Annotated in this window: 23 protein-coding genes; 12 read left to right on the top strand and 11 right to left on the bottom strand. The window is 35.6% G+C overall.

The genetic code is table 11. The features are described from left to right. Positions 1-2: 2 nt before the first annotated feature. From GS03_RS08040 to GS03_RS08020, 5 genes are all read right to left on the bottom strand, one after another. A complete protein-coding gene (locus GS03_RS08040) occupies positions 3-680 on the bottom strand; it encodes a hypothetical protein (protein ID WP_136152025.1) in 678 nt (225 codons plus the stop codon). Positions 681-810: 130 nt separating this feature from the next. Further along, entirely contained in the window at positions 811-1,041 is a 231-nt protein-coding gene (locus GS03_RS08035; RefSeq protein WP_136152024.1) for a hypothetical protein, read from the bottom strand. Positions 1,042-1,079: 38 nt separating this feature from the next. Beyond that, the gene (locus tag GS03_RS08030) at positions 1,080-1,985 is read right to left on the bottom strand and encodes a prohibitin family protein (protein WP_136152023.1); all 906 of its coding nucleotides are present in this window, start codon (positions 1,983-1,985) and stop codon (positions 1,080-1,082) included. 57 nt (positions 1,986-2,042) lie between these two features. Continuing rightward, on the bottom strand, positions 2,043-3,425 hold the full coding sequence (locus GS03_RS08025; RefSeq protein ID WP_136152022.1) for an MATE family efflux transporter: 1,383 nt from the start codon (positions 3,423-3,425) through the stop codon (positions 2,043-2,045). 45 nt (positions 3,426-3,470) lie between these two features. Beyond that, a complete protein-coding gene (locus GS03_RS08020; RefSeq protein WP_136152021.1) occupies positions 3,471-4,346 on the bottom strand; it encodes a PPK2 family polyphosphate kinase in 876 nt (291 codons plus the stop codon). Between the two features lie 27 nt (positions 4,347-4,373). Here GS03_RS08020 and GS03_RS08015 point away from each other — a divergent pair, with 27 nt between their 5' ends. Then, positions 4,374-5,201 (top strand): DUF6929 family protein, encoded by an 828-nt coding sequence (locus GS03_RS08015; protein WP_136152020.1) that lies wholly within the window; start codon positions 4,374-4,376, stop codon positions 5,199-5,201. A gap of 91 nt (positions 5,202-5,292) precedes the next feature. Here GS03_RS08015 and GS03_RS08010 read toward each other — a convergent pair whose 3' ends face one another. Next, positions 5,293-6,927 (bottom strand): ABC-F family ATP-binding cassette domain-containing protein, encoded by a 1,635-nt coding sequence (locus tag GS03_RS08010; RefSeq protein ID WP_136152019.1) that lies wholly within the window; start codon positions 6,925-6,927, stop codon positions 5,293-5,295. A gap of 172 nt (positions 6,928-7,099) precedes the next feature. On the opposite strand from GS03_RS08010, the gene GS03_RS08005 reads away from it, so the two are divergent. After that, positions 7,100-8,323 carry an MFS transporter gene (locus tag GS03_RS08005; protein WP_136152018.1) on the top strand — a complete coding sequence of 408 codons (1,224 nt, stop codon included), beginning with the start codon at positions 7,100-7,102 and terminating at the stop codon, positions 8,321-8,323. Here the strand turns inward: GS03_RS08005 and GS03_RS08000 are convergent, their stop codons facing one another. From GS03_RS08000 to GS03_RS07985, 4 genes are all read right to left on the bottom strand, one after another. Next, positions 8,324-8,548: a hypothetical protein gene (locus GS03_RS08000; protein WP_136152017.1), complete on the bottom strand. Its 225-nt coding sequence runs from the start codon at positions 8,546-8,548 to the stop codon at positions 8,324-8,326. A gap of 79 nt (positions 8,549-8,627) precedes the next feature. Next, positions 8,628-8,843 (bottom strand): putative signal transducing protein, encoded by a 216-nt coding sequence (locus GS03_RS07995; protein WP_136152016.1) that lies wholly within the window; start codon positions 8,841-8,843, stop codon positions 8,628-8,630. Positions 8,844-8,905: 62 nt separating this feature from the next. Next, positions 8,906-9,523: a DEAD/DEAH box helicase gene (locus GS03_RS07990; protein ID WP_136152015.1), complete on the bottom strand. Its 618-nt coding sequence runs from the start codon at positions 9,521-9,523 to the stop codon at positions 8,906-8,908. Next, positions 9,523-10,686: a sigma-54-dependent transcriptional regulator gene (locus GS03_RS07985; protein ID WP_136152014.1), complete on the bottom strand. Its 1,164-nt coding sequence runs from the start codon at positions 10,684-10,686 to the stop codon at positions 9,523-9,525. Before GS03_RS07985 ends, GS03_RS07990 begins: the two co-directional genes overlap by 1 nt. 236 nt (positions 10,687-10,922) lie before the next feature. Here GS03_RS07985 and panB point away from each other — a divergent pair, with 236 nt between their 5' ends. The 8 genes from panB (at position 10,923) to GS03_RS07945 (ending at position 22,166) form a co-directional block, all read left to right on the top strand. Continuing rightward, positions 10,923-11,741, top strand: coding sequence for a 3-methyl-2-oxobutanoate hydroxymethyltransferase (gene panB, locus GS03_RS07980; RefSeq protein ID WP_136152013.1), 819 nt, complete (start codon positions 10,923-10,925; stop codon positions 11,739-11,741). 10 nt (positions 11,742-11,751) lie between these two features. Beyond that, a complete protein-coding gene (locus GS03_RS07975; protein ID WP_136152012.1) occupies positions 11,752-12,303 on the top strand; it encodes a hypothetical protein in 552 nt (183 codons plus the stop codon). A gap of 2 nt (positions 12,304-12,305) precedes the next feature. Beyond that, positions 12,306-12,998: an RluA family pseudouridine synthase gene (locus GS03_RS07970; RefSeq protein WP_168710288.1), complete on the top strand. Its 693-nt coding sequence runs from the start codon at positions 12,306-12,308 to the stop codon at positions 12,996-12,998. Between the two features lie 56 nt (positions 12,999-13,054). Beyond that, positions 13,055-14,392, top strand: a complete 1,338-nt coding sequence (locus GS03_RS07965) for a hypothetical protein (RefSeq protein WP_136152010.1) — start codon at positions 13,055-13,057, stop codon at positions 14,390-14,392. 60 nt (positions 14,393-14,452) lie between these two features. Next, on the top strand, positions 14,453-15,784 hold the full coding sequence (locus tag GS03_RS07960; protein ID WP_136152009.1) for an aldehyde dehydrogenase: 1,332 nt from the start codon (positions 14,453-14,455) through the stop codon (positions 15,782-15,784). A gap of 152 nt (positions 15,785-15,936) precedes the next feature. Continuing rightward, positions 15,937-19,791 carry a PAS domain S-box protein gene (locus GS03_RS07955; RefSeq protein ID WP_168710287.1) on the top strand — a complete coding sequence of 1,285 codons (3,855 nt, stop codon included), beginning with the start codon at positions 15,937-15,939 and terminating at the stop codon, positions 19,789-19,791. A 10-nt stretch (positions 19,792-19,801) separates the two neighbouring features. Next, positions 19,802-20,656, top strand: coding sequence for a KPN_02809 family neutral zinc metallopeptidase (ypfJ, locus tag GS03_RS07950; protein ID WP_136152007.1), 855 nt, complete (start codon positions 19,802-19,804; stop codon positions 20,654-20,656). A gap of 157 nt (positions 20,657-20,813) precedes the next feature. Next, positions 20,814-22,166 carry a hydroxymethylglutaryl-CoA synthase family protein gene (locus GS03_RS07945; RefSeq protein ID WP_136152006.1) on the top strand — a complete coding sequence of 451 codons (1,353 nt, stop codon included), beginning with the start codon at positions 20,814-20,816 and terminating at the stop codon, positions 22,164-22,166. Here the strand turns inward: GS03_RS07945 and GS03_RS07940 are convergent. Then, positions 22,163-23,698, bottom strand: coding sequence for a YifB family Mg chelatase-like AAA ATPase (locus GS03_RS07940; RefSeq protein WP_136152005.1), 1,536 nt, complete (start codon positions 23,696-23,698; stop codon positions 22,163-22,165). The genes GS03_RS07945 and GS03_RS07940 overlap by 4 nt on opposite strands. Before the next feature lie 163 nt (positions 23,699-23,861). On the opposite strand from GS03_RS07940, the gene GS03_RS07935 reads away from it, so the two are divergent. Together GS03_RS07935 and GS03_RS07930 are read left to right on the top strand one after the other, a co-directional pair. Next, a complete protein-coding gene (locus tag GS03_RS07935; RefSeq protein ID WP_136152004.1) occupies positions 23,862-24,341 on the top strand; it encodes a hypothetical protein in 480 nt (159 codons plus the stop codon). Then, positions 24,331-24,531: a helix-turn-helix transcriptional regulator gene (locus GS03_RS07930; protein WP_136152003.1), complete on the top strand. Its 201-nt coding sequence runs from the start codon at positions 24,331-24,333 to the stop codon at positions 24,529-24,531. The genes GS03_RS07935 and GS03_RS07930 overlap by 11 nt, the downstream gene beginning before the upstream one ends. The last annotated feature ends 7 nt before the right edge of the window (positions 24,532-24,538 follow it).

Genomic DNA, 24,538 nt, shown 5'->3' with positions numbered 1-24,538 from the left:
GCTTATCTGATGTTGCCAACCGAATTCTTAGCGGTATCATGTTTCGTTTTTAATATGCCTTTTTCAACACTAAAACCGATACGAACCTGAGTTTTCAATCTGCCTTTTAACACTATGAAGCTCAATTCATATTCTCCATCAGCTAATTCTATTGCGGTGTCGGCATCAGCGTCCTGAATTTTATATACTTTACTTTGTGTTTTGGCATACGAAGCGGCAGCTGCGCCACCTCCTGCACCAGCTAAATTACCCACACTGGAAACTGCTGCTGAAATTATAGCACCTCCGGGCAAAGCACCTCCCACTATAGCAGTTCGTTGTGCAACGGCACTTCCAGCAGCGTGCAAACCTTGATTTACTTTTTCGCCAAAAGTTCGTGCTTCATCCGGAGATAATCCTACTATAGTTTTATTAGTGCCACTAACTCTGTATCCTTCACCCGAAGAAAATAAAATTACACAACCATCATCAACAACGGTTACATTTATTTTTTCGCTTTTAACTTTCTCTCCAAATGTTGCTCCTTGTGTTTGTTTGGCTATGGTAACGTTCATCGAAATTCGATTAGGCATAGCATTAGAACTAATAGGATTAATTTTTTGGGATTCCTGCGCCTGTAGAGAAAGAAAACATCCTAAAATAAAAGTAGCCGCAATAATTGATTTAGTAAAAGTTCTCATAATATCAATTTTTAAGATTAAATAATACCTTAAAATTAGTTTATTTATTAATAGCAACCTTAATTTCAATTCATAAAAAAACAGCTGTTGAAAATTCAAACAGCTGTTAAATATATTTTCTAAACCCGAACTACTCTCCGTAGCGTTCCATTTCTCTGTCGTAGAATTCTCCCGCCAAAGTGATTAAATGTTCCATCTCGCTTTCTAATTCGGTTTCGTCTTCACCTTCTAAATCTTCCATAAACTCTACTTCGTCATCTTTCAAATTGATTATAAAACGTGGAAAATCAAGATGAATGATAAAAATATCATCTTCGGGTAAATCAGAATTGTCTGCTAGTAAAAATTTTGGTAATTCCATGTTGTATTATTTTTTGAATACACAAAGAAACGAATAATCTATTTATCCGACAAGATAACCGGAGCACTTCCTTTGCCCATAAAAATAATTTTGGCATTAGACGAAGTCGCGATTTCTTTTTGTGCTTTGATTTGTTCGTATTGCAATTGTTTATCGGTCAAGCCGGATGAAATAATTCTCTGATAATCCGCTATACCTTGTGCTTCTACTCTTTTACGCTCTGCTTCCTGTTTTTCTTTCTGCAAAACGAAGGTCATTTTTTGAGCATCCTGTTCGGCATTAATTTTACTTTCGATAGAAGCTTTTACAGAACTTGGAAGATTGATATTTCTAATTAAAAGCTGCTCTAAAACCAAACCTCTTTTTTTGAAATCATCTTCAATCGATTTGAAAATTCGTTGTTGAAATTCTTCTCTTTTTGTCGAATATAAAGCTACTGCATCATAATAAACAGCGTTGTCACGAATACGTGTTCTGGTTACCGGACGCACAATTTTATCGGTATAATCCTGACCAATTCCTTTTAAAATTTTAGGAGCTTCTGTTGGTAGAACTTTATATAAAACGGTTAAATCTATAATAACTTCCAAACCATCATTTGATAAAACTCTGATAGCATCATCACCTTCCTGCGCGCCTTCCTCATGAATGGCCGACATTGTATAGTTTTGGGTTTGAATGTCAAAAACGGTGATATCTAAAAGTGGATTTACAATATGCAAACCGCTTTCTAAAATATCAGGCTGCACGTTTCCATAAAGTGATTTTACGCCCACTTTTCCTGCGTCAATTTGTTTGAATACTGAAGATAATAAACCGATAAGAATTACAACGAAACCAAAAATCCTAAAAAGATTTGCAAATTTGGAAAGGGGATTTTCGTTGTTTTTTAATGTAAAGCTGACAATAATTAAGATAACACCAATAATAAGTGAAAGTATCATTTTCTGAGTTTTTAAATTATACGGTGATTATACGCAAGTCTCAAAAAAAGTTACAAATTATTTGGAAGCATTTTCTGAAATCATTTTCTTAGTCAGATAATGGAATCGAATAAACAGGAAAACCGCAGCTGCAGTCAATCCCGCCAATAATCCTATCCAAACACCAACAGCTTTTAATGAAGTATACTCTCCGAGATAAAACGAAATCGGAAAGCCAACAATCCAATACGCCACGAAAGTTATATACATCGGAATCTTCACATCCTGCAGACCTCGCAACGCTCCCAAAACAACAACCTGAATTCCGTCAGAAATCTGAAAAACTGCAGCAACCAAAAGCAATTTAGCCGCAATAGCAATCACTTCCTGATTGTCTAATATTTGGGATTGGTTTTCCATATTTAAAAACAAATACGGCAAAATTTGATGCAATGCCACAAACATTATAGCAAACAGAATTTCAATAAGTATTGCTAATAAAAATATGGAACGCGCCACAACAACCAATTGCTTATAATCGTTCAAACCTTTTTGGGTACTGATTCTAATCATTGAAACCACACTCAAACCCATAGCAAACATAAACGTCATGGAAGCCAAGCTCAGCGCAATCTGATTCGCAGCCTGACTGGTTTTTCCAATGTTGCCACAAAGCCAGATTCCGGCAGTGAAAAGCACCACTTCAAAAAGCATTTGCATCGCTGAAGGCAAACCAAGATTAACGATTTTTTTAATCATTTCTTTCTTGATTTCATCAAAACTAAAATCGTGGAAGTATTGTTTTAATCTTTCTCTTCGGGACAAAATCATGTGCATAAAAACAACCATTGCAATCCTCGAAATGACAGTTCCTAAAGCTGCACCAATGATTCCCATTTTTGGAAAAATCCAAACACCATAAATCAAACAATAATTAATGATTACGTGCAAAATATTTGCCATGATAATGGCATACATTGAAACTTTGGTCATCGACATTCCATCGGCAAACTGTTTGTATCCTTGATAAATGATAAGCGGAACTAACGAAAAAGCAACCCAATCAACAAAAGGTTTTGCCAATGCGATTACCTCTTTAGGCTGGTGCAATAATTCCATTATCGGCTTGGCCAAAACCACCAATCCAAAAAGCGAAAATCCTAAAATAACACATAGAAACAATCCATGATGAAAAGCCGAACGGATTTTTGAATTGTCTTTTTCGGCATCAGCTTCGGCAACGATTGGCGTAATAGCCGTTGAAAATCCGATACCAAGTGACATCGCGACAAAAATCATACTGTTGCCCAAAGAAACTGCAGCAAGCTCAGTACTTCCTAATTTTCCAACCATGATGTTATCGACAATACCAATTAAGGTATGACCAAGCATCCCAATAATTACAGGATACGCCAGTTGCATATTATAGGAGAACTCTTTGGTGTATTGGGATAAATTCATTTTGCAATTTTCTTCCGAAGTTTTGGAATGCAAAGATATATCGTTTTACCCTTTCAATTGTTCCTTATACAAATCAATATTGTCTTTTACTTTTGGGTCTAATTCAGGTTCCTGAATATCAGTAAGTTTTTGCATTTCTTCCCAAATAATTTTAGCTACAATAACACGTGCCATTTCTTTATCATCGGCCGGAATTATAAACCAAGGTGCGTGCTCTTTAGAAGTATTGTTGATGGCTTCTTCGTAGTATTTCATATAATCATCCCAACGTTCGCGCTCTTTTAAATCGCCGGTCGAAAACTTCCAGTTGTCTTCCGGATTTTCTAATCGTTTCAACAATCGCTTGCGTTGTTCTTCTTTGCTCATGTGGAAATAAAACTTCAAAACAAGGGTTCCGTTATTGGCAATATGCTTTTCAAAATTATTGATTTGTTCCATTCTGTTTTCCCAGAATTTTGGTGTAATGTCTTCTACTTTTTCAATGCCGGGCAAGTTCTCAAACATAATATATTCGGGATGCACACGCGTAACCAAAACATTTTCGTAATGTGTTCTGTTGAAAACAGCAAACTTTCCTTTTTCGGGCAAAGCTAAATAATGACGCCACAAATAATCGTGTTCAAGCTCGGTTGAATTGGGAGTTTTAAAACTATGCACCACAACGCCACGCGGATTAAATTCTTTGAAAACTTCACGAATCAAACTGTCTTTTCCACTGGTGTCCATGCCTTGCAGACAAATCAAAACACCATACCGATTGTGAGCATACATCGCATCCTGTCGCTTACTCAGCTTTTGCTGAATTTTTAATAACTCTTCTTCTTTCTCATCATCATCGGCATCAATGTTTAGCTCAGTCGGAATTTTTGACAATTCTATTTTATCGATAACTCTAAAATCATCCGGATTTATGTTTTTCATAACGTAAGTATTTATATTTGTAAAACTATGGAAAAATTTCAACTCACGGTACTTTTCAAAATCATAGGTATAGGTTCAGCATCAGGCCTACTCTATCACAATGATTTGCTTTATATAATTTCAGATAACAGTACCTATCTGTATGAATATAATATTGCCAATGAAAAATTGAACAAAATTCCATTGGTAGAGAATGCCCAGGAAAACATTCCCAAAAAAGATAAACCCGATTTTGAGTCAATTACCTTTTATGGAGATGCAATTGCAATTCTTGGATCTGGTTCAACAAAAAAGCGTAATCTTTCGTTTCAATACAATATTGAAGCTGATTCTGTAAAACAAAATGATATTGCCGATCTATATCAAAAGATTAAGCATCAACTTAATTTTTCAGATGATGAATTCAATATTGAAGGATTCATTATGAACAAAAAGAATCTTTTTTTATTTCAAAGAGGTAATGGAACTGAAGGCAAAAATGGAATAATTTCCGTTTACAATAGTCGAAATAAATCAGAAATAGGCTTTACGATTTTCAATCTGCCTAAAATCAAAAATGTACCAGCTACTTTCACTGATGCAATCTTAGTTGATGATAAAATTTATTTTCTGGCTTCCGCCGAAGACACAACCTCAACCTATTTAGATGGTGAAGTTCTGGGCAGTATCATCGGAACAATCGATTTAAAAACGATGAAGCTTGAAAATTCAATACAAATCAGTGACAAGCATAAATTTGAAGGATTGACATTGTACAAAAAAACAGCAACTCAAATCGAATTGCTGCTTTGTGAGGATAATGATACCGAGGAATTGGTATCGACTATTTATAAATTAGTGCTCAAAAAACAATAACTTTTCTTTGCGCTTTTGTGACTTTGCGAGCTGTTTTTTATTTCTCGAAAAGAATCAAAGACACAAAGTTTCAAAAAATAAAAAGTGTCTGTTACTTCTCAATTTCCTTGAGACTTTCCATCTTTTTATGAGCCAGGAAACCTTTGATATCTTCAAAATGTTCTTTTACTCGTTTGTTACCAAATTCGAAAACTTTGGTTGCTAATCCGTCAAGGAAATCCCTGTCGTGAGAAACTAAAATCAGCGTTCCGTCAAAGTCTTTTAAAGCTTCTTTAATAATGTCTTTGGTTTTCATGTCCAAATGGTTAGAAGGCTCATCCAGAATCAATAAGTTAACCGGTTCAAGCAATAGTTTTATCATTGCCAAACGTGTTTTTTCTCCACCTGAAAGCACTTTTACTTTTTTCTGAATGTCATCACCATGGAACATAAATGCTCCCAAAATATTCTTGATTTGCGTTCTCACATCACCAACGGCAATGTTATCAATCGTTTCAAAAATGGTAGCATCTCCATCCAATAATGCAGCCTGGTTTTGGGCAAAATAACCAATCTGTGAATTGTGCCCAACCTCAACGTTACCGCTGTTGATTTCGATTTCTTTCATGATGGCTTTAATCATAGTCGATTTTCCTTCACCATTTTTTCCCACGAAAGCCACCTTCTGACCACGCTCGATTACCATATTAGCATCTTTAAAAATCAAATGGTCGCCATAGGATTTTTCCAAATCACGAACAATTACAGGATATTGTCCCGAACGAACTGATGGTGGGAATTTCAATTTCAATGCCGAATTATCGATTTCATCAACTTCAATCGGAACAATTTTTTCTAGCATTCTAACGCGTGACTGAACCGCATCTGTTTTAGAAAAAGTACCACGAAATCTATCAATAAAAGCCTGATTATCTGCGATGAATTTTTGCTGTTCATCATACGCTTTTTGTTGGTGAACTCTTCTGTCCTTACGCAACTCCAAATAATGAGAATACTTGGCTTTGTAATCATAAATTCTTCCCATCGTAACTTCTATCGTACGATTGGTAATATTATCAACAAAGGCTCTATCGTGCGAAATCACCATTACGGCTTTCGCCTGATTGATTAAGAAATCTTCCAGCCACTGAATACTATCCATATCCAGGTGATTCGTCGGCTCATCAAGCAAAATCAAATCGGGTTGTTTCAAAAGAATTTTAGCCAACTCAATACGCATTCTCCATCCACCCGAAAATTCAGAAGTTGGGCGATTGAAATCGTCTCTTTCAAATCCTAATCCTTTCAACACCTTCTCTACTTCTGCTTCATAGTTCACTTCTTCAATCGAATAGTATTTCTCACTCAACTCCGAAACACGCTCAATCAGCTTCATATACTCATCACTTTCGTAATCAGTGCGAATTGTAAGCTGCTCGTTGATTTCGTCAATATCATCTCTCATTTTGAAAACCTCAGCAAACGCTTTTGAAGCTTCTTCCATTACCGTACAATTATCTGCAGCCAATAAATGCTGTGGCAGATAAGCTATCACCGCTTCTTTTGGAGCTGTAATTGCGCCTCGTGTAGGTTTGTTTTCTCCGGCTACAATTTTAAGTAAAGTTGATTTTCCGGCGCCATTTTTACCCATAAGGGCAATTTTATCAGTTTCATTGATAGCGAAAGTTACCTCGCTAAAAAGTGTGGTGCCGCCAAATTCAACGGCTATGTCGTTAACAGTAATCATATAGCATTTTTTGAAGCGGCAAAGATAGGTTAATTAAGCAAACAGAAAATGCTTCTTTTCTGATTAATTTCAGAGGCAATTTAGTAACAATAACGTTATAATTGGTTGATAAAGATTTTGAGTCTTTTCTATCCAAAAGGAAATGTTTACTTTTAAGCATAAATTCGGAATCATGCCATTAATAGACTATAGTTTTTTAGAGCGGATTTTACCCAAAGCCAAGATTAAAAAAAAGTTTCGAAATAAGAAACGTTCCTATCTGAATAGGGTTCGACTCGCTACTGCCTTGTTCTTTTTCGGAATGGGATTTTGTTTTGCGACTTGGGCAAGCCGAATTCCGGATATCAAATCGATGCTGCAATTAAGTGAAGCCGGATTGGGAACCTTACTCTTTGCATTGCCTGCGGGTCAGCTTTCCGCCATGCCTTTTTCGGGTAGAACTGTCACCAAATATGGTAGCCGAAAAGTATTGATTATTGCACTTTTACTCTATTCGTTTTTCCTTACTTTGTTGGGCTTGGCTTCTGCCAAATGGCAATTGGCTGCCGGATTGTATATCTTTGGCGTTTGTGGAAACTTTTGCAACATTGCTGTGAATACACAAGGCGTGCATACGCAACAATTATTTGACAAACCTATCATGGGTTCGTTTCATGGTTCGTGGAGTTTGGCTGGTTTCTGTGGCGCATTAGTTAGCTTACTGATGTTGAGCTTGAAGTTCACTCCATATCATCATTTCTTAGTTGCATTTGTGTTGGTCATTATCATTGTTTTAACCAATTACAAATTCATTATTGCTACTAAAGTCATAAAAACCGAAAAAAAAGAAAGTTATTCATTTCGCAAAAACCCTGATACCAGTTTGATTTGGCTGGGTATTATTGCTTTTTGTTGCATGGCCAGCGAAGGCATCATGTTCGACTGGAGTGGTGTGTATTTTAAAGAGATTGTCAAAGTTCCCGGTGCTTTAGTAGTTTTGGGCTATACCTCGTTTATGATTAGCATGGCTTCCGGGCGTTTCTTGAGTGATGTATTTGTTGCGAAATATGGCGTCAAGAAAGTACTCATCACTAGCGGAATTGTTATATCTGCCGGTTTATATATGGCGGTGCTGCTGCCTTATCTCATTCCGTGTACCTTTGCTTTTATGTTGGTTGGTTTTGGTGTCTCCAATGTTATTCCAACAGTGATTAGCATTGCCGGGAACAACGAAAATGTGCCCACAGGCATTGCGTTGACGATAGTGTCGAGTATTAGTTTCCTTGGGTTTTTAATTGGTCCGCCTTTGATTGGCTTTATTGCAGAGCTGACAAGTTTGAAATACTCCTTTGCTATTATAGGTGTTTTTGGAGTATTTATTTCAGTTTTGGTCAGTAGATTGAAGATTTTTAAATAGTTAATCCAGAAAAACATATTCTTCCAACTCAACATATTTTGTGTATTTTAAGGTTTTTGAATCAAGCAAATACAAGTTCCCAAAATAACATCCTAAAAGATAACACGAATTAAATTCTCCTGCCTTTCGAACCATAACTTCAAAATTATTGATAATTTCAATATTGTCGAATGTAATTGGATCTCCCAGATTAGTTCCTTTTTCATACTCCCAGGTCGCATCCATTCTGCCTGGTAAAAAGAAAAAGCGATCGAGAATCAATACAAAAAGAAAAAAAGGTACTATTCTGATTATTTTTTTCACCTTAAATACTCAATCGAAACTCCTCAATCACAGGATGTGCTTTACCAAAATCAATTTCCTGAATGAATAATTCGACTGCTTTAGCCGTTTGTATGCTTGGCAAAACATTAGCCTGATTGTTATTTCTAATGACAACGTTGATGTCTGATTCTTCCAGTTTTTCCTTTAAGCTAACTGCCAGAATTTCTTCTCCTGAAAATATTTTTATTAAGCCCATTGTTTTGAGTTATGACCCGAGCCTTTTGGCGAACGGAACGTTAGTTAATTATGAGTTATGAGTTATTCGTCTTCCATTTCGAAGAAAACCGGTTCAATCATGATTTTATCAGCAAGCGATTCTACTCTTTCGGTGATTTGGGAACAAAAGAATAAACGTTGTGTTTTTTCAATACTGTTTGATAAGCGATGGACAATTGCGTCCATTCTGCTTCTGAATAATACTTCGGCATCATCAACAATCATCAACTTAATGGTATTGCTGTTAAATCCAGCCGATGAAAACATGGCATTGATTTTATTTGGCGTACCAATTAAAATATCCAATCCCATAGAAACCACATTTTTATCGTAATCGAGATCGCCTTTATCATGGACACCCAAAATACTCAAATCGGTATAAGCTCCGTATTTTAAGAACAGTTCTTCCATTTCCAATACTTTTTCTTTGTTCTCAACAATGATTAAAGCTCTGGTACTTTCGTCTAAAGTTTTTTCTAATTTCTGAATTACGTTTAAAACAATAGTCGTTGTTTTTCCGGTTCCTCCAGGTGATTGAATTACGGCATCTGCCCCACTTTTGATGGTAGAAAATGTTTCCTGCTGCATTTCATTGGCTTCGGTTAAACCGTTTTCAATAAGTGCTTTCTGGAGGTTTGGATTTATTTTTTTTAGATTCATTATTTACTGGCAAATAGTTTTACATCGGTTTCCGAAATCTCGTTTCCACCAAGGATTATCAAACGCTCCACTACATTTCGGAGTTCACGAATATTTCCTGTCCAATCGTATTCCTGTAATAATTTAATGGCTTGTTTAGAGAACGTTTTTGTAGCATTTCCTTGTTCTTCAGCTATTTTAGATGCAAAATGTTCAATCAACAACGGAATATCACTTCGTCTGTCATTCAACGATGGAACTTTGATTAAAATTACCGCCAAACGATGATACAAATCTTCTCTGAATCTTCCTTCTGCAATTTCCTTTTTCAAATCTTTATTGGTTGCAGCAACAACTCTAACATTGATTTTGATGTCTTTGTCGGCACCAACTCTTTGTATCAAACTTTCCTGCAAAGCACGTAACACTTTGGCTTGCGCCGAAAGACTCATATCACCAATTTCATCTAGAAAAATCGTTCCGCCATCGGCAGCTTCAAATTTTCCGGCTCTGTCTTTTACGGCAGATGTAAATGCACCTTTTACGTGACCGAACAATTCGCTTTCTATCAGTTCAGATGGAATTGCAGCGCAATTCACTTCTATCATTGGAGCTTCTGCTCTTTCACTTTTTTCGTGTAACTGATGCGCCACTAATTCTTTACCGGTTCCGTTTGGTCCCGTAATTAAAACTCTGGCATCGGTTAACGCAACTTTCTCAATCATCAGTTTGATTTGATTGATGGGTTCACTTTCGCCAATGATTTCGTAATTTTTGGAAACTTTTTTCTTCAAAATTTTATTCTCTACGACCAATTGCTTTTTGTCTAAAGCATTTCGAACCGTATTCAGTAATCGATTCAAATCGGGTGGTTTTGAGATATAATCAAAGGCACCAAGACGCATCGTATTGACAGCAGTTTCCAAATCACCGTGACCGGAAATCATCACCATCGGAATTTCGGGCTTGATTTTTTTAACGGCTTCGAGTAATTCTTCGCCATTCATTTTTGGCATTTTGATGTCACAAAGCACCAAGTCATAATCTTCGTTTTTGATTTTTTCAAAACCAAGCTTTCCATCTTCGGCTTCTTCAACAATATAAGTATCACTCTCTTCTAAAAGTATTTTGGTTAATACTCTGCGGATAGATACTTCGTCTTCAATGATTAATATTTTGGGCATTTGTAAATTTGGTTATCTGGTTATTCGGTTATTTGAATTCCTTTTATAGCTGACTATCCAGCCCTGATTGAAGCAGTTACCTTGTAACGCGGAAAGCAGGAAAATGGTTTATGCTGCAGACCGAACCTTTCGCTCCTAATCAGTTTTGACAAAAGTAGTATAATTTCAGATTAACAGCCTTACTTTTGTTGCATCAAAAATAGATTTAATACTTTTGTATTTCAAAACGAACAACTATGTCTACAGCAAAAAAAGATTACAAAAGAATTACCACCAAGTCCTTATTTGACATGAAAGCCAATGGCGAAAAAATATCTATGCTTACCGCATATGATTATTCGATGGCAAAAATTGTTGATACTGCCGGTGTTGATGTGATTTTGGTAGGCGATTCTGCCAGTAATGTTATGGCGGGTCACGAAACGACTTTGCCGATAACGTTAGACCAGATGATTTATCACGCTTCGGGTGTTGTTCGCGCTATTGAACGTGCTTTGGTTGTGGTTGATTTGCCTTTTGGAAGTTACCAATCGGATCCAAAGGAAGCCTTGCGTTCAGCTATTAGAATTATGAAAGAAAGTGGTGGACATGCAGTAAAAATGGAAGGCGGAAGTGAAATCAAGGAAAGCATCAAACGTATTTTGAACGCCGGAATTCCGGTTATGGGACATTTGGGTTTAACACCGCAATCTATATACAAATTCGGAACATACACAGTTCGCGCTAAAGAAGAAGCCGAAGCAGAACAATTGCTGGAAGACGCTAAATTGTTAGAAAAATTAGGCTGTTTTGCGTTGGTTTTGGAAAAAATTCCTGCATCACTTGCCGAAAAAGTAGCCAAAACAATTTCAATTCCTGTCATCGGAATTGGTGCCGGTGGCGGCGTTGACGGACAAGTATTGGTTATTCACGATATGCTTGGAATGAACAATGAATTCAGTCCACGTTTCCTTAGACGCTACTTGAATTTATACGAACTAATGACTACTGCGATTGGAAATTATGTGACGGATGTTAAGTCTAAAGATTTTCCCAATAAATCAGAGCAATATTAAATCTCCTTTGATGCGAAAAAGTATTGTTTTACTTCTTATTATTGCTTTGGTTTCGTGTCAAAATAAAGAAACTGAGACCATCGTAAAACCTGTTGAAGAGACTTTGCAGACTTCTGATTTGTATTCAAAAGTTTTTTACATTTCACCTAAATTAAACACAGAAGATTGTATCGCTTATAATGATGGCTGTGATTGCTGTGATGGTAAAATTGTGTTTTTAAAAAACGGAACTTTCATCAGTGATTTTTATTGTATTCCCTTAAAAAGCTACAACACCGGAACTTTTAAAATTGAAAACAAAAAACTTATTTTAGATTATGATGATAAGGAAGTAACTTATGGTCCGGCAAATGATGATTATTCTGAAGAGGAAGAAAGTGTTTTAACCTTGGATACTGTTAAATGCGGAATGGTTAGTCTGGACGTCATAAAATGTAAAAAAAAATATGTTTTTAAGGGAGAATCCGATTATTATTCCGAAGACAAAAAAGCTTCTTTCTTACAAGCCATAAATGAGTATAAAAACGAAGGGGCGTGGAAACTGTTGGATGTTAAATATTAATTATGCCTAAAGTAATTTCCACCAAAGACAATCTCCAAATTCTTCACGAAGACAATCACATTATTGTGGTAAACAAACGCGTTGGCGATATTGTGCAAGGAGATAAAACCGGAGACAAACCTTTGTCGGATGTTGTTAAAGAATACATCAAAGAAAAATACAACAAACCCGGAGAAGTCTTTCTTGGCGTGGTTCACAGATTAGACCGGCCAACAACCGGAATTGTAGTTTTTGCCCGAACATCAAAAGCATTGACACGATTGAATGAATTATTTGCCAATCGGGAAACACAAAAAACCTATTGGGCAGTTGTTAAAAACAAACCTGAAAAAGATAGCGATACTTTAGTCCATTATCTCAAAAGAAATGAGAAAAACAATACTTCCAAAGCGCATATAAAAGAAGTTCCCGAAAGCAAAAAAGCCAGTCTGGATTATAAAATCATCAAAACGCTCGACAATTATTTTACGCTTGAAATAAATCTGCATACGGGAAGACATCATCAGATAAGAGCACAACTGGCCGCTATTGGTTGTCCAATAAAAGGCGATTTAAAATATGGCTTTGACCGTAGCAATCCCGATGGTGGCATACATCTTCACGCCCGGAAGCTTGTTTTTACACATCCGGTTTCAAAAGAAGTACTGGAAATTATTGGCCCAACACCAAAAGATGCCATTTGGAGTTCGATTTAATACTAAAAAGTGTATTTTTACGTTTATATATAACCCTCACGTAAAAAATACTAGCTATGAAAAGAATAATTGTAAGCCTCACTTTGCTGATTGGTCTTAACGCTTTTGCACAAGACCATTTCTCCGGAATTAGCACTTCCAATCGCGTTGGAATTTTAAACGGATCCGAAAACCCTGCAGAGTTCTCCAATCTTTCTAAAAGATTTGAAGTCAATATCTACGGATTGAGTTTTAATGTAGCCAATAACAAAATTGGGTTCAGCGATATCAACTCCGATGCCAATTTTGAAGATTTACTTTTTAAGGGAACAGAACCCGTAGACATGCGTTTTGACGGACAGATATTAGGACCGGGTTTTGCCATGAAATGGATGAAATGGGGTTTCGGCATTACCACAAAAGCTCATGCAAATTTTAATATTATTGATGTTGATCCTGCGATTGGAGATGCTATTGCCAATGATAATTTGATACTAAGCACTACATCGCTCAATAGCCGTAATAATCAGCGTTTAAACGGAGTCGCCTATGGAGAAATTGGACTGTCCGCTGCCAGAACTTTATTCGAAAATGAAAAGCACAGCTTTAGTGCTGGTCTTACATTAAAATTTTTATTTCCGGGTTCGTATTCTAACTTTGGTTTGAAAAATCTAAACGGAGAAATTACTGAAAATTTAGGCAGTGCTTATCTGACAACAGACTCTCCGGCAACATTGAATATTGCTTATTCCGGTAATTTAGCAGATAGTTTTACGAATTTTAGTGATTATGGAAAATCTGTTTTTGGAGGTTTAAACGGTACTGCTGTAGACATCGGATTTAATTACCAATATAAAGACGGAAGTAAAGGCTATAAAATCAAAGGTGGCTTAGCTATAAAAAACCTTGGCAGCATGACTTTGAAAGACGATAATAACCAATCGACCAATTATACTTTGAATATTCCAAGTACTGACCCATTGGATTTGAGTCAATTTGATGATGTGGATAATTTAAGAGAAGTAGAGCAAATACTGTTAGACAACGGCTATTTAACCCAAATATCAGGAGAAAAGGATTTCAAAGTAAAATTACCAGCGATGATTAATTTATATGCTGATTTTAAAATTATACCTAAAGTCTATGTTTCCGGATTTTTACAACAAAAAATGCAGGATGATGACGGGAACGATCAAATCACTTCAATCAATTCATTTACAGTCACACCGCGATTTAACATCGGTTTTTTTGAAGCCTATTTACCAATCAACAACAATGAAGTTTCAGGAACGAATGTCGGCATCGGATTCCGATTCAGAGGTTTCTACCTTGGCTCAGGCTCTATCGTAACAGCACTTATCAGCGATAGCAAACAAGCCGATATTTACACCGGATTCCGTTGGGCATTTTTATAAATAATAAAATTGAATTGTATTTGTTAAAAATGTAACTTGCTCAACCAATCTGGTCAAGTTATGAATTTTAAAACAGATATAAATTACCGAAAACAATCGTTATTAAAATTATTGAATTGTGTTCAGTTGCATGAACAGGAAATCATAAAAGCACTCTATGATGATTTCAAAAAACCAGCCTTTGAAGCGGTTATAAGTGAAACAGCTTACATACTGACTGAACTTAATCATACCATTAAAAACATAAATAAATGGGCAAAACCTCAACTGGTTTTGCCTTCTCTTTTAAATTTCCCGTCAACAGATTATATCTATAAAGAACCTTATGGTAAAGTATTAATTATTGCTCCGTGGAATTATCCATACCAATTGGCATTATGCCCCTTAATCGCTGCCGTTGCTGCAGGAAATGAAGTGGTGGTAAAACCTTCGGAACTAACGCCAAACACTTCAAAGATTGTTGCCAAAATAATAAACGAAACTTTTGATGAAAATCATGTAAAATGTGTGGAAGGCGGTATTGAAATTGCTCAACAATTATTAGCACAACGCTGGGATTATATTTTCTTTACAGGCAGCGTTGCTGTTGGTAAAATAGTAGCCAAAGCAGCGGCAGAAAACCTAACGCCGGTAACATTAGAACTTGGTGGAAAAAATCCGTGTATTATTGACGAAACGGCTAATATAAAACTGGCAGCCAAAAGAATCGTTTGGGGCAAATTCCTAAATGCTGGGCAAACCTGCATTGCGCCAGATTATTTGTTGGTTTCGAATAAAATAAAAGCAGCTTTTATCGAATCATTAAAAAAGGAAATCACAGCTGCTTATGGAGAAAATCCGGAAAAGTCTACCGATTTTGCAAGAATCATCAATGGAAAAAACTGGAAAAGATTGGCTTTAATGATAAAAGATGAAAATGTAATTTTCGGAGGTCAAATCAATGAAACCGATTTTTACATAGCGCCAACACTTATTAACGAGCCTGCTTTGGACAGCATGATTATGAAAGACGAAATTTTTGGCCCAATTCTTCCTGTTTTATCTTTTGAAAACGAAGCTGATTTGGTTTCCATAATTTCAAGATACGAAAAGCCTTTGTCGCTTTATGTTTTTAGCAATAACAGCGCTTTCGCCAAAAAAATAATCCAAAATTATTCTTTTGGCGGTGGCTGCATTAATGATACAGTTGTTTATTTTTCCAACAAAAGATTGCCATTTGGAGGAGTTGGACATAGTGGTATTGGTGCCTATCACGGTAAGTTAAGTTTTGATACTTTTACGCATCGCAAAGCTGTTGTCAAAAAAGCAAATTGGCTTGATATTCCGATTCGGTATGCGCCCTATAAAGGAAAAATAAATATTTTAAAGAAAATATTAAAATGGCTGTCCTAAATTTATTTATTTTTGATAAAACCAAACCAAAAACCTCATAAATCTGAATAACGTTGGCCGATTTTTTTACTTTTTCAAACACCAATAATTTAATAATAATAGCCGTTTTGCTGCTGCTACTTTATGGAGCTTATTTTGCGACAAGCAATTCTTTGAAAAAAAAATTAAACCTGCGCAATCATTCAGAATTTGAACCAAAAGAGCAACAATACGAACTTTACTTGCTCTTTTTTGGAATTACAATTCCGCTGGTCGAATCGATTCTGGAGGTTTTTAAGGTACGCACTACCAGTTTTCTAGTTCCTAATGTCTTGATTGGAATAGCATTATTAATTTTCTATCTGCTTTGTACCCGAACAAGATTTTTTGCCAAACGTATTAAATCCATTTTTTTACTCTGTTATTTTGGATATTTTGGACTTATTGTTGCGTACGTGTTTTTTAATGATTTTGAATTGATATGCTATGTTAGTCTGATATTGATATACTTCCTTTCCTATTTTGTCTTAAAAAACATTCTTCACTATTGGCTATTCGTAATTACCTGCCTGTTGCTTCTTATTAGTTCGTATGGTTTTGAATTGATTCCGCATAACTACACTATTATTCTCATCTGTTCTTTTATACTAACCACTACAATTCATAGCGCTAGGCATTTGGCATTAATTGAAACAAAAAATAAATTTCTTTTTGCAAACATCATAGTAAACAATGGAAATTCATTGATTATGACAACCAACAAAAAAGGAGAAGTGTCATTTTGCAGCGAATCTATTAAAGATATTTTGGGTTATACTGTCGATGAAGTAATGGGAATGGGATTCTGGGATTTAACGGAAGATTCCGAATTTGTTGGCGAAGGTTATCATGATGATTATATTGATGACCGATTGTATGTCCGAAAACTAAAATGTAAAAATGGCGACTACAAATACATTCAGTGGAAAGACAAGAAATACTCCGATGATGTAGTTATTGGTATCGGTCAGGATGTAACAGAGCAAATTAACATTGAGAATCAATATAGAAGCCTAATTGAATCAGCAGCAGATTTGATTTATGAAATTGATTTAAATTCAAATGTTACTTATGTCAATCAGTATACAGAAAAGACAACTGGTTATTCAAAAGATGAAATTATAGACATGCCATTTTTTAAGTTTATCAGAAACGATTACATAGACTTTGTTGTCGATTTCTATAAAGATATTCCAAAAGAAAGCAATCAATATGTTGACCTGGTTTTTCCGTTGGTTAAAAAAGACGGAGACACCATCTGGGTTTCTCAAAAAGTAACCATGAAGAGAAACCAAAATGACGATATTGTAGGTTTTTCAGCTATTGCAAGAGATGTTACGCTGGTAAAAAATCTCGAAATAGAACATTATAACAGAAGCAAAAAAGTCAGAGTCCACAATGAAACATTAAAAAAACTAACATCTCAAAGTTATTCTAACAAAGATACTTTCAACGGAATTCTCAAAAACATTCTAAAAGTTGCTAGTACAAATTGCAGCCTTGACCGAGTGAGTTATTGGGTAGCTATTCCCGATGGCATTCGTTGTGAAAGCATGTATTATTTGGAAAGTGACCGTTATGAAAAAAACTTCTTTATTGATAAAGCAACGCATCCTAATTACTTTGCGAATATAGAAACCGGAATGCAGATTGTGGCTTCAAATGTATACGACAATAATATTACACAGGAACTTTGTTATGACTATTTTCCAAAATATAACATCAAATCTTTGTTGGATACTCCAATAGTGATAAATGGTAAAATCATTGGAATCTTATGCTTTGAGAAAGTAGAAAAACCTGTAGACTGGGATAGTGAAGATATAAACTTTTCACGCTCTGTTGCCGATTTGATTGCCATTGCCATAGAATCTCAGTTGCTTTTAGAATCAGATAAAAAGCTGTCTTATAAGAGTGATATTTTAACTGTTATCAGTAAAAATACACAGCGCTTTTTAATGTCTAAAAACAATGATGAGATCTTTAATGGTATTTTAGAAAATATTGGTGATGTTACCCAAGTTGATATATTGTCTTTTTTTGAAAATGATCCTGTAAATAAATCGCTAATCCAAAAATACAGATGGTCAGGTGAAACAAAATCTTTGACCCAGTTAAACCCAATGATTTTGAATGTTCCTTACGATAAAATTGCAGACGTAATGGAAAATTTGCTACAAAATCAACCTTATTTTTCAGTAACCAAAAAGATAAAAAATGAAGTAACCCGAGAGCTTTTCATATCATTAAACACAAAATCAACATTATTCCTGCCCATTTTTGTTAAAGAAAACCTGTATGGCTTCATCGTATTTATAGTAACCCAAAAAGAAAGAGAATGGACAAGTGATGAAATCTCAACGCTGCAAACATTAGCCAATAATATATCCTATGCGATAGAGCGAAATCTTAACGAGTCAATGATTAAAGAAAGTGAGGAAAAGTTCCAGCTTTTAGCAAATAATATTCCAGGTTCTGTTCATCTTTCAAAATATGATGAGAAATGGTCAAAAATATATCTGAACGACGAAATTGAAAAATTAACGGGTTATCCGAAAGAAGATTTTCTGCAAAATAAAATTTACTATATCAATTTGGTTCATCCGGATGACATAAAAATCATAAGAAGTAAAGCCGAAGAATTATTTAATGAAAAACAAAAAATCCATTTAATCTATAGAATAGTTCATAAGGACGGTCATTTTATATGGGTAGAAGAATTTGGAGAGCCAATTTTTAAAGACGGAAAAATAGAATTTATCGTTGGTATTTTCATCGATATTACCCAAAGAATGGAAGCCGAAGAAGCCATCAAAGAAAAAAATTATGCACAGGCTGCCAACAAAGCAAAATCGGAATTTTTGGCCAATATGAGTCACGAAATCCGAACTCCTTTAAATGGGATTATTGGATTTACTGAGCTTTTGATGAATTCAAACCTCGAAGACATCCAAAAGAAATACATGGATACAATCAATCAATCGGCAAATTCATTGATGGAAGTTATCAATAATATTCTGGATTTCTCCAAAATTGAATCAGGTAAATTAGAACTCAATATTGAAAAAGTCGGTCTGTCCGAAATTACGAATCAGGTAGTTGATTTAGTAAAATATGAAGCAGATCTAAAAAAGCTCAATATTAATTTAGCGATTGACCAAAATGTACCAATATACATATTCGTAGATTATATTCGATTGAAACAAGTTTTAATCAATCTATTAAGCAACGCAGTAAAATTCACAGAAAAAGGAGGAGTTGATTTATCAGTTTCGGTTTTTGAATATATAAATGACCACAAAATCAAATTAAAATTTTCGGTAAAAGACACCGGAATTGGTATCAAAAAGAAAAACCAATTGCGAATTTTTGAAGCGTTTTCTCAAGAAGACACCTCAACAACCAAACGATTTGGCGGAACTGGTTTAGGGCTTTCGATTTCAAACCAACTTTTAAATTTGATGGATAGCAAATTGGAGCTTGGAAGTGAATTCGGAGAAGGAAGTGAATTTAGTTTCGTGCTTGAAGTTGACTTTTCAAACCAACAAGCAATCGCTAAAAGTTCTAAAACCGTTTCTAATGCAGGTTCTTCAAACAATATAGTTAGTGACGAAGAAAAGATAATTTTTATAGTTGAAGACAATAAGATAAATATGCTTTTGGCAAAAACGTTGATGAAACAAATCTTGCCAAATGCACAAATTTTTGAATTAGAAAACGGAAAACAATCGCTTGAAAAAATACAGACCGTGATTCCGGATTTGATTTTGATGGATATTCAAATGCCAATTATGAACGGATATGACGCAACGGTAGAAATTAGAAAAATACCAAAAGCAGAAAAAATTCCGATAATTGCCCTAACAGCAGGAACCATTGTTGGAGAAAAAGAAAAATGCATACAATTTGGAATGGACGACTACATTCCTAAACCAATTGATAAAGATTTTTTAATTAAAATCATAAGTCAATGGATAAGTATTAACTAACTTTACAATTATGAAATGGTTAAAACAGGATAGCGGAAATTTTGAAGACCGTAGAGGAATGTCAGGTGGAGGAAAAGCCCTTCTTGGCGGCGGTGCAATTGGTATTATAGTTTTACTACTTAACATGTTTGGCGGTGAAACCGGTCAAACAATTGGTAATATTATCGAACAAACACAGGGAACACAAACGGAAGAGCAAACACAAACCAGGGAATTAACTGCCGAGGAAAAGGAATTAGGTGATTTCTCAGAATCGGTATTTGTGTATAATACCAAAACCTGGACGACCATTTTTGACGAAAACAATATGACTTTTGAAGAACCCGGAATGGTAATTTTTGATGATGGCGTGGAAACAGCATGTGGCAGCGCAACTTCTGCATCTGGTCCGTTTTATTGTCCCGGAGATAAAAAAATCTATATGGACTTACGCTTTTTTGAAGAATTGAAATCACGTTTTGGCGCTCAAGGTGGCGACTTTGCCATTGCTTATGTTATTGCCCATGAAATGGGTCATCATATTCAAAAACTGATGGGAACTTCAGATAAGGTTCGACAGTTACAGTCAGAGAGAAGTGAAACTGAAGCGAATAAGCTTTCTGTTTGCCTGGAGCTTCAGGCTGATTTTTATGCCGGAGTTTGGGCACATTACAACAAGGAACTTTTAGAAGCAGGCGATATTGAAGAAGCACTGAGTGCCGCCAATGCGGTTGGCGATGATGCTATTCAAAGTAAAATGCAAGGTCACGTGAATCAAGAATCGTTTACACATGGTTCATCAAAGCAGCGTATTGAATGGTTCAAAAAAGGATACAACTCTGGCGACATCAGACAAGGCGATACGTTTTCGGCTCTTTTGGATTAAAAATCGCAGTTATTTTTAGTTAAAATCACAATTTAAAAAAATTATATCGACTTTGTTGAATTTATCATAAATCGTGTTCAACAGTGTAATTTTAAAGGCAGTTTCAATACAAATTGAAGTTGCCTTTTTTAATTTTGCAAAGCAAAAAATTAACCAAATGAAAGCAGGAATTGATAGTATCGCATTCGATATTCCACAATTATATTTACCCATAACCACTTTAGCAGAAAACCGTAACATTGAAGCTGACAAACTTATCAAAGGTTTGGGTTTGCACAAAATGAGTTTCCCCGATGTGCATCAGGATGTGGTGACGATGGCTTCGAATGCGGCACTGAAACTTATCCAACAGGAAAATTTAAATCCGGCTGAAATCAACAGAATATATGTGGGAACAGAAAGTGGTGTCGATAGTTCTAAGCCTGTTGGTTCTTATGTTTTGTCCAATTTGGAAATGATTTTTGGTGAAGCAAGTTTCAGAAATTGTGATGTAGTCGATTTGACTTTTGCCTGCATTGGTGCAATTGATGCCTTGCAAAATTGTGTGGATTATATTCAGTTAAATCCAACAAAAAAAGCCATTGTAATTGCATCAGATAACGCCAAATACGATTTAAATTCGACTGGTGAATACACACAAGGTGCAGGTTCTATTGCGATGTTGATTACTTCCAATCCAAGAATTCTAAGTTTTTCAAACGAAGTTGGCGTTTCAACTCAAGGCGTTTTTGATTTCTTCAAACCAAGACGTTATTTCACCAAAGAAGAAGCCTTACAACTCGAAAATAATCCGGAATGGAATGGCATTTTAGAAAACGAAATTTCCATTTACAAAGAGCAGCCTGTTTTTGACGGACAGTATTCCAATCAGTGTTACATCAACCGAATTACCGAAGCATATGAACATTACAAATCAGAAAGCAAACAAACAGGGAAAGCCTATGAAAACTGGGCAAACATACTAATGCATCTTCCCTATTGCTTTCAGGGTCGACGAACTTTTATAGAGATTTTTGCCAAAGAAAACCCGGAACTTTTAGAAGCACAAATTGGTGAAACTAGCAAAGACAAACTCAAAGCGTTAGCCAAAAGCCCTGAATATTTAGCGCTTGTGAATGAAAAAATTCTTCCTTCTGAAATCGCTTCGGGACAAGTTGGGAACATTTATACCGGTTCTATTTTCTTAGGATTATTATCGACTTTATGTTATCATTTCCAACAAAAATCAGATTTAACCAATGCTAAATTTGGTTTCGTTGCTTATGGAAGCGGTTCCAAATCGAAAGTGTTTGAAGCCGAAGTTGTATCGGAATGGCAAAAGCAAATCGCAAAAGCAACTTTGTTTGAAACATTGGAAAACTGCACTGCCATTGATTTTACAACTTATGAAAAACTTCATAAAAAGGAATTAAAGCAAGCGGTCATTAGTCCGAAAAATGAGTTTTATTTGGATAGCATTGAAAAAGAAAATCCGATGTTGGTTGGTGCGAGGTATTATAAATTCGCTTAACCCAGCCAACCATCTCTATCCAAACTTCGATACTGAATAGCTTCTGCAATGTGATTGGAATTTACAATTTCTGAATCTTCCAAATCGGCAATTGTTCTCGACACTTTCAGGATTCTGTCAAAAGCTCTTGCTGAAAGATTTAAACGCTCCATTGCGGTTTTTAAAAGTTGTAATGAATTTTCATCCAAAACACAAAACTCGCGAATTTGCTTGGTACCCATTTGCGCATTGTAATGGATGTTTTCAAATACATCAAAACGTTTTGACTGTATTTCCCTAGCGGCTGTTACCCGCTTTCTTATCTCAAAGCTGCTTTCACCTTTTCGGGTTTCGGTAAGTTTGTCAAAAGGAACCGGTGTAACTTCGATATGAATGTCAATTCGGTCTAACAATGGTCCGGAAATTTTGCTTAAATAGCGTTGCATTTCAGCTGCCGAAGAACTGACTGGCGAATCGCTATCATTAAAATAACCACTCGGACTCGGATTCATACTCGCCACCAACATAAAAGATGATGGATACGTAATTGTGAATTTGGCTCTCGAAATTGTCACTTCTCTGTCTTCTAAAGGTTGGCGCATTACCTCGAGAACTTCCCGTTTAAACTCGGGTAATTCATCCAAAAACAAAACGCCATTGTGTGCCAATGAAATTTCTCCTGGTTGCGGATAGCTTCCGCCGCCAACTAAGGAAACGGAAGAAGCCGTGTGATGCGGACTTCTAAAAGGTCGCTGATTCAGCAATCCAGTGTCTTTTACTTTTCCGGCAACGCTGTGAATTTTGGTAGTTTCTAAAGCTTCGTGCATTGTCATTGGTGGCAAAATACTCGGCAATCGTTTGGCTAACATCGTTTTTCCGGAACCTGGTGGACCAATCAAAATTATATTATGCCCACCTGCAGCGGCAATTTCCATGCAGCGTTTAATACTTTCCTGACCTTTCACATCCGAAAAATCGAATTCCGGAAAATCTAACGTTTTATTAAACTCTTCGCTTGTATCTATTATCGTAGGCTCTAATGTTCCATTTCCTTCAAAGAAATCAATGACCTGCAATACATTTTCAACACCATAAACATCCAAACCTGCAACTATCGCAGCTTCTTTTACATTTTGAATCGGAAGAAAAAACCCTTTAAAACCTTCAGCTTTGGCTTTGATAGCTATGGAAAGTGAGCCTTTTATAGGTTGCAAACCACCATCGAGCGACAATTCGCCCATGATTAAATACTTGTCAACTTCATCGGTTTTTATTTGTCCTGAAGCTGCCAAAATTCCGATTGCTAAAGTCAAATCATAAGCTGAACCTTCTTTACGCAAATCGGCCGGCGCCATGTTTATTGTGATTTTCTTTCCCGGTAAATAGTAACCATTATTTTTCAACGCGGCCGCAATTCGGTAACTACTTTCCTTAATAGCATTGTCGGGCAAGCCAACCAGATGATAACCAACCCCTTTATCGATATTTACTTCTACAGTAATTGTCGTTGCTTCCACTCCAAAAACGGCACTTCCAAAAACTTTTACTAACATTTCTACTATTTAGAAACTAAAAATAGCGTAAAGCTGTAAACAAAAAGTAGGCTAAAAGTGTACATTTTTCAATATAATGTAAAATAAAACAAACTTTTTGTAAAGTTTATTTGTCTATTAGTAAAATATATTTTACTTTTGAAATGAATTTAAAAACTATAACATGAAAACACATTTTTTATTTCCGAACAAATTCAAGAAGTTAGGCTGGTTATTATTCGTTCCATCGTTTATTGCTTCGCTTATCATTTCTATTGCAAATCTCAATATTGAGAAATATTGGGTTGTGAAAGTTTTTGCCTTTACAGAAACCGGGATTATGAGTCAGGATAATTATTTTTCTGTGATTCAGAATAGCATTGTTGATGAAGTATTGCTGTTTAGTTTAATTATTGGCGGTATTTTGGTAGGATTTTCCAAATTAAAAATTGAAGACGAATTCACGTCCAAAATAAGATATGAAAGTTTGGTTTGGGCAACCTATTTAAACTATGGATTGATTTTGTTTTTTACGATATTCGTATACGGGTTTTCTTATCTCAACGTATTGTTTTTCAATACTTTTACCTTATTACTTTTCTTCATCATACGCTTTCACTATTTGATTTATAAACTCAATAAAACTTCAAACGATGACGAATAATCTTAAAGTTTTGAGAGCTATTAAAAATATTTCTCAGGAAGAATTAGCCAAACAAATCAGCGTCAGCCGACAAACCATAAACGCTATGGAAAAAGGAAAATATGTTCCCTCAACCGTATTGGCTTTAAAGTTGGCGCGGTATTTTGAAAAACCGGTGGAGGAAATTTTTAGTCTGGAAACTGAAGATTAGGGGATAA

Source organism: Flavobacterium sangjuense, from assembly GCF_004797125.1.
GTDB lineage: Bacteria > Bacteroidota > Bacteroidia > Flavobacteriales > Flavobacteriaceae > Flavobacterium > Flavobacterium sangjuense.
This window is presented reverse-complemented; position numbering and strand designations above follow the sequence as displayed.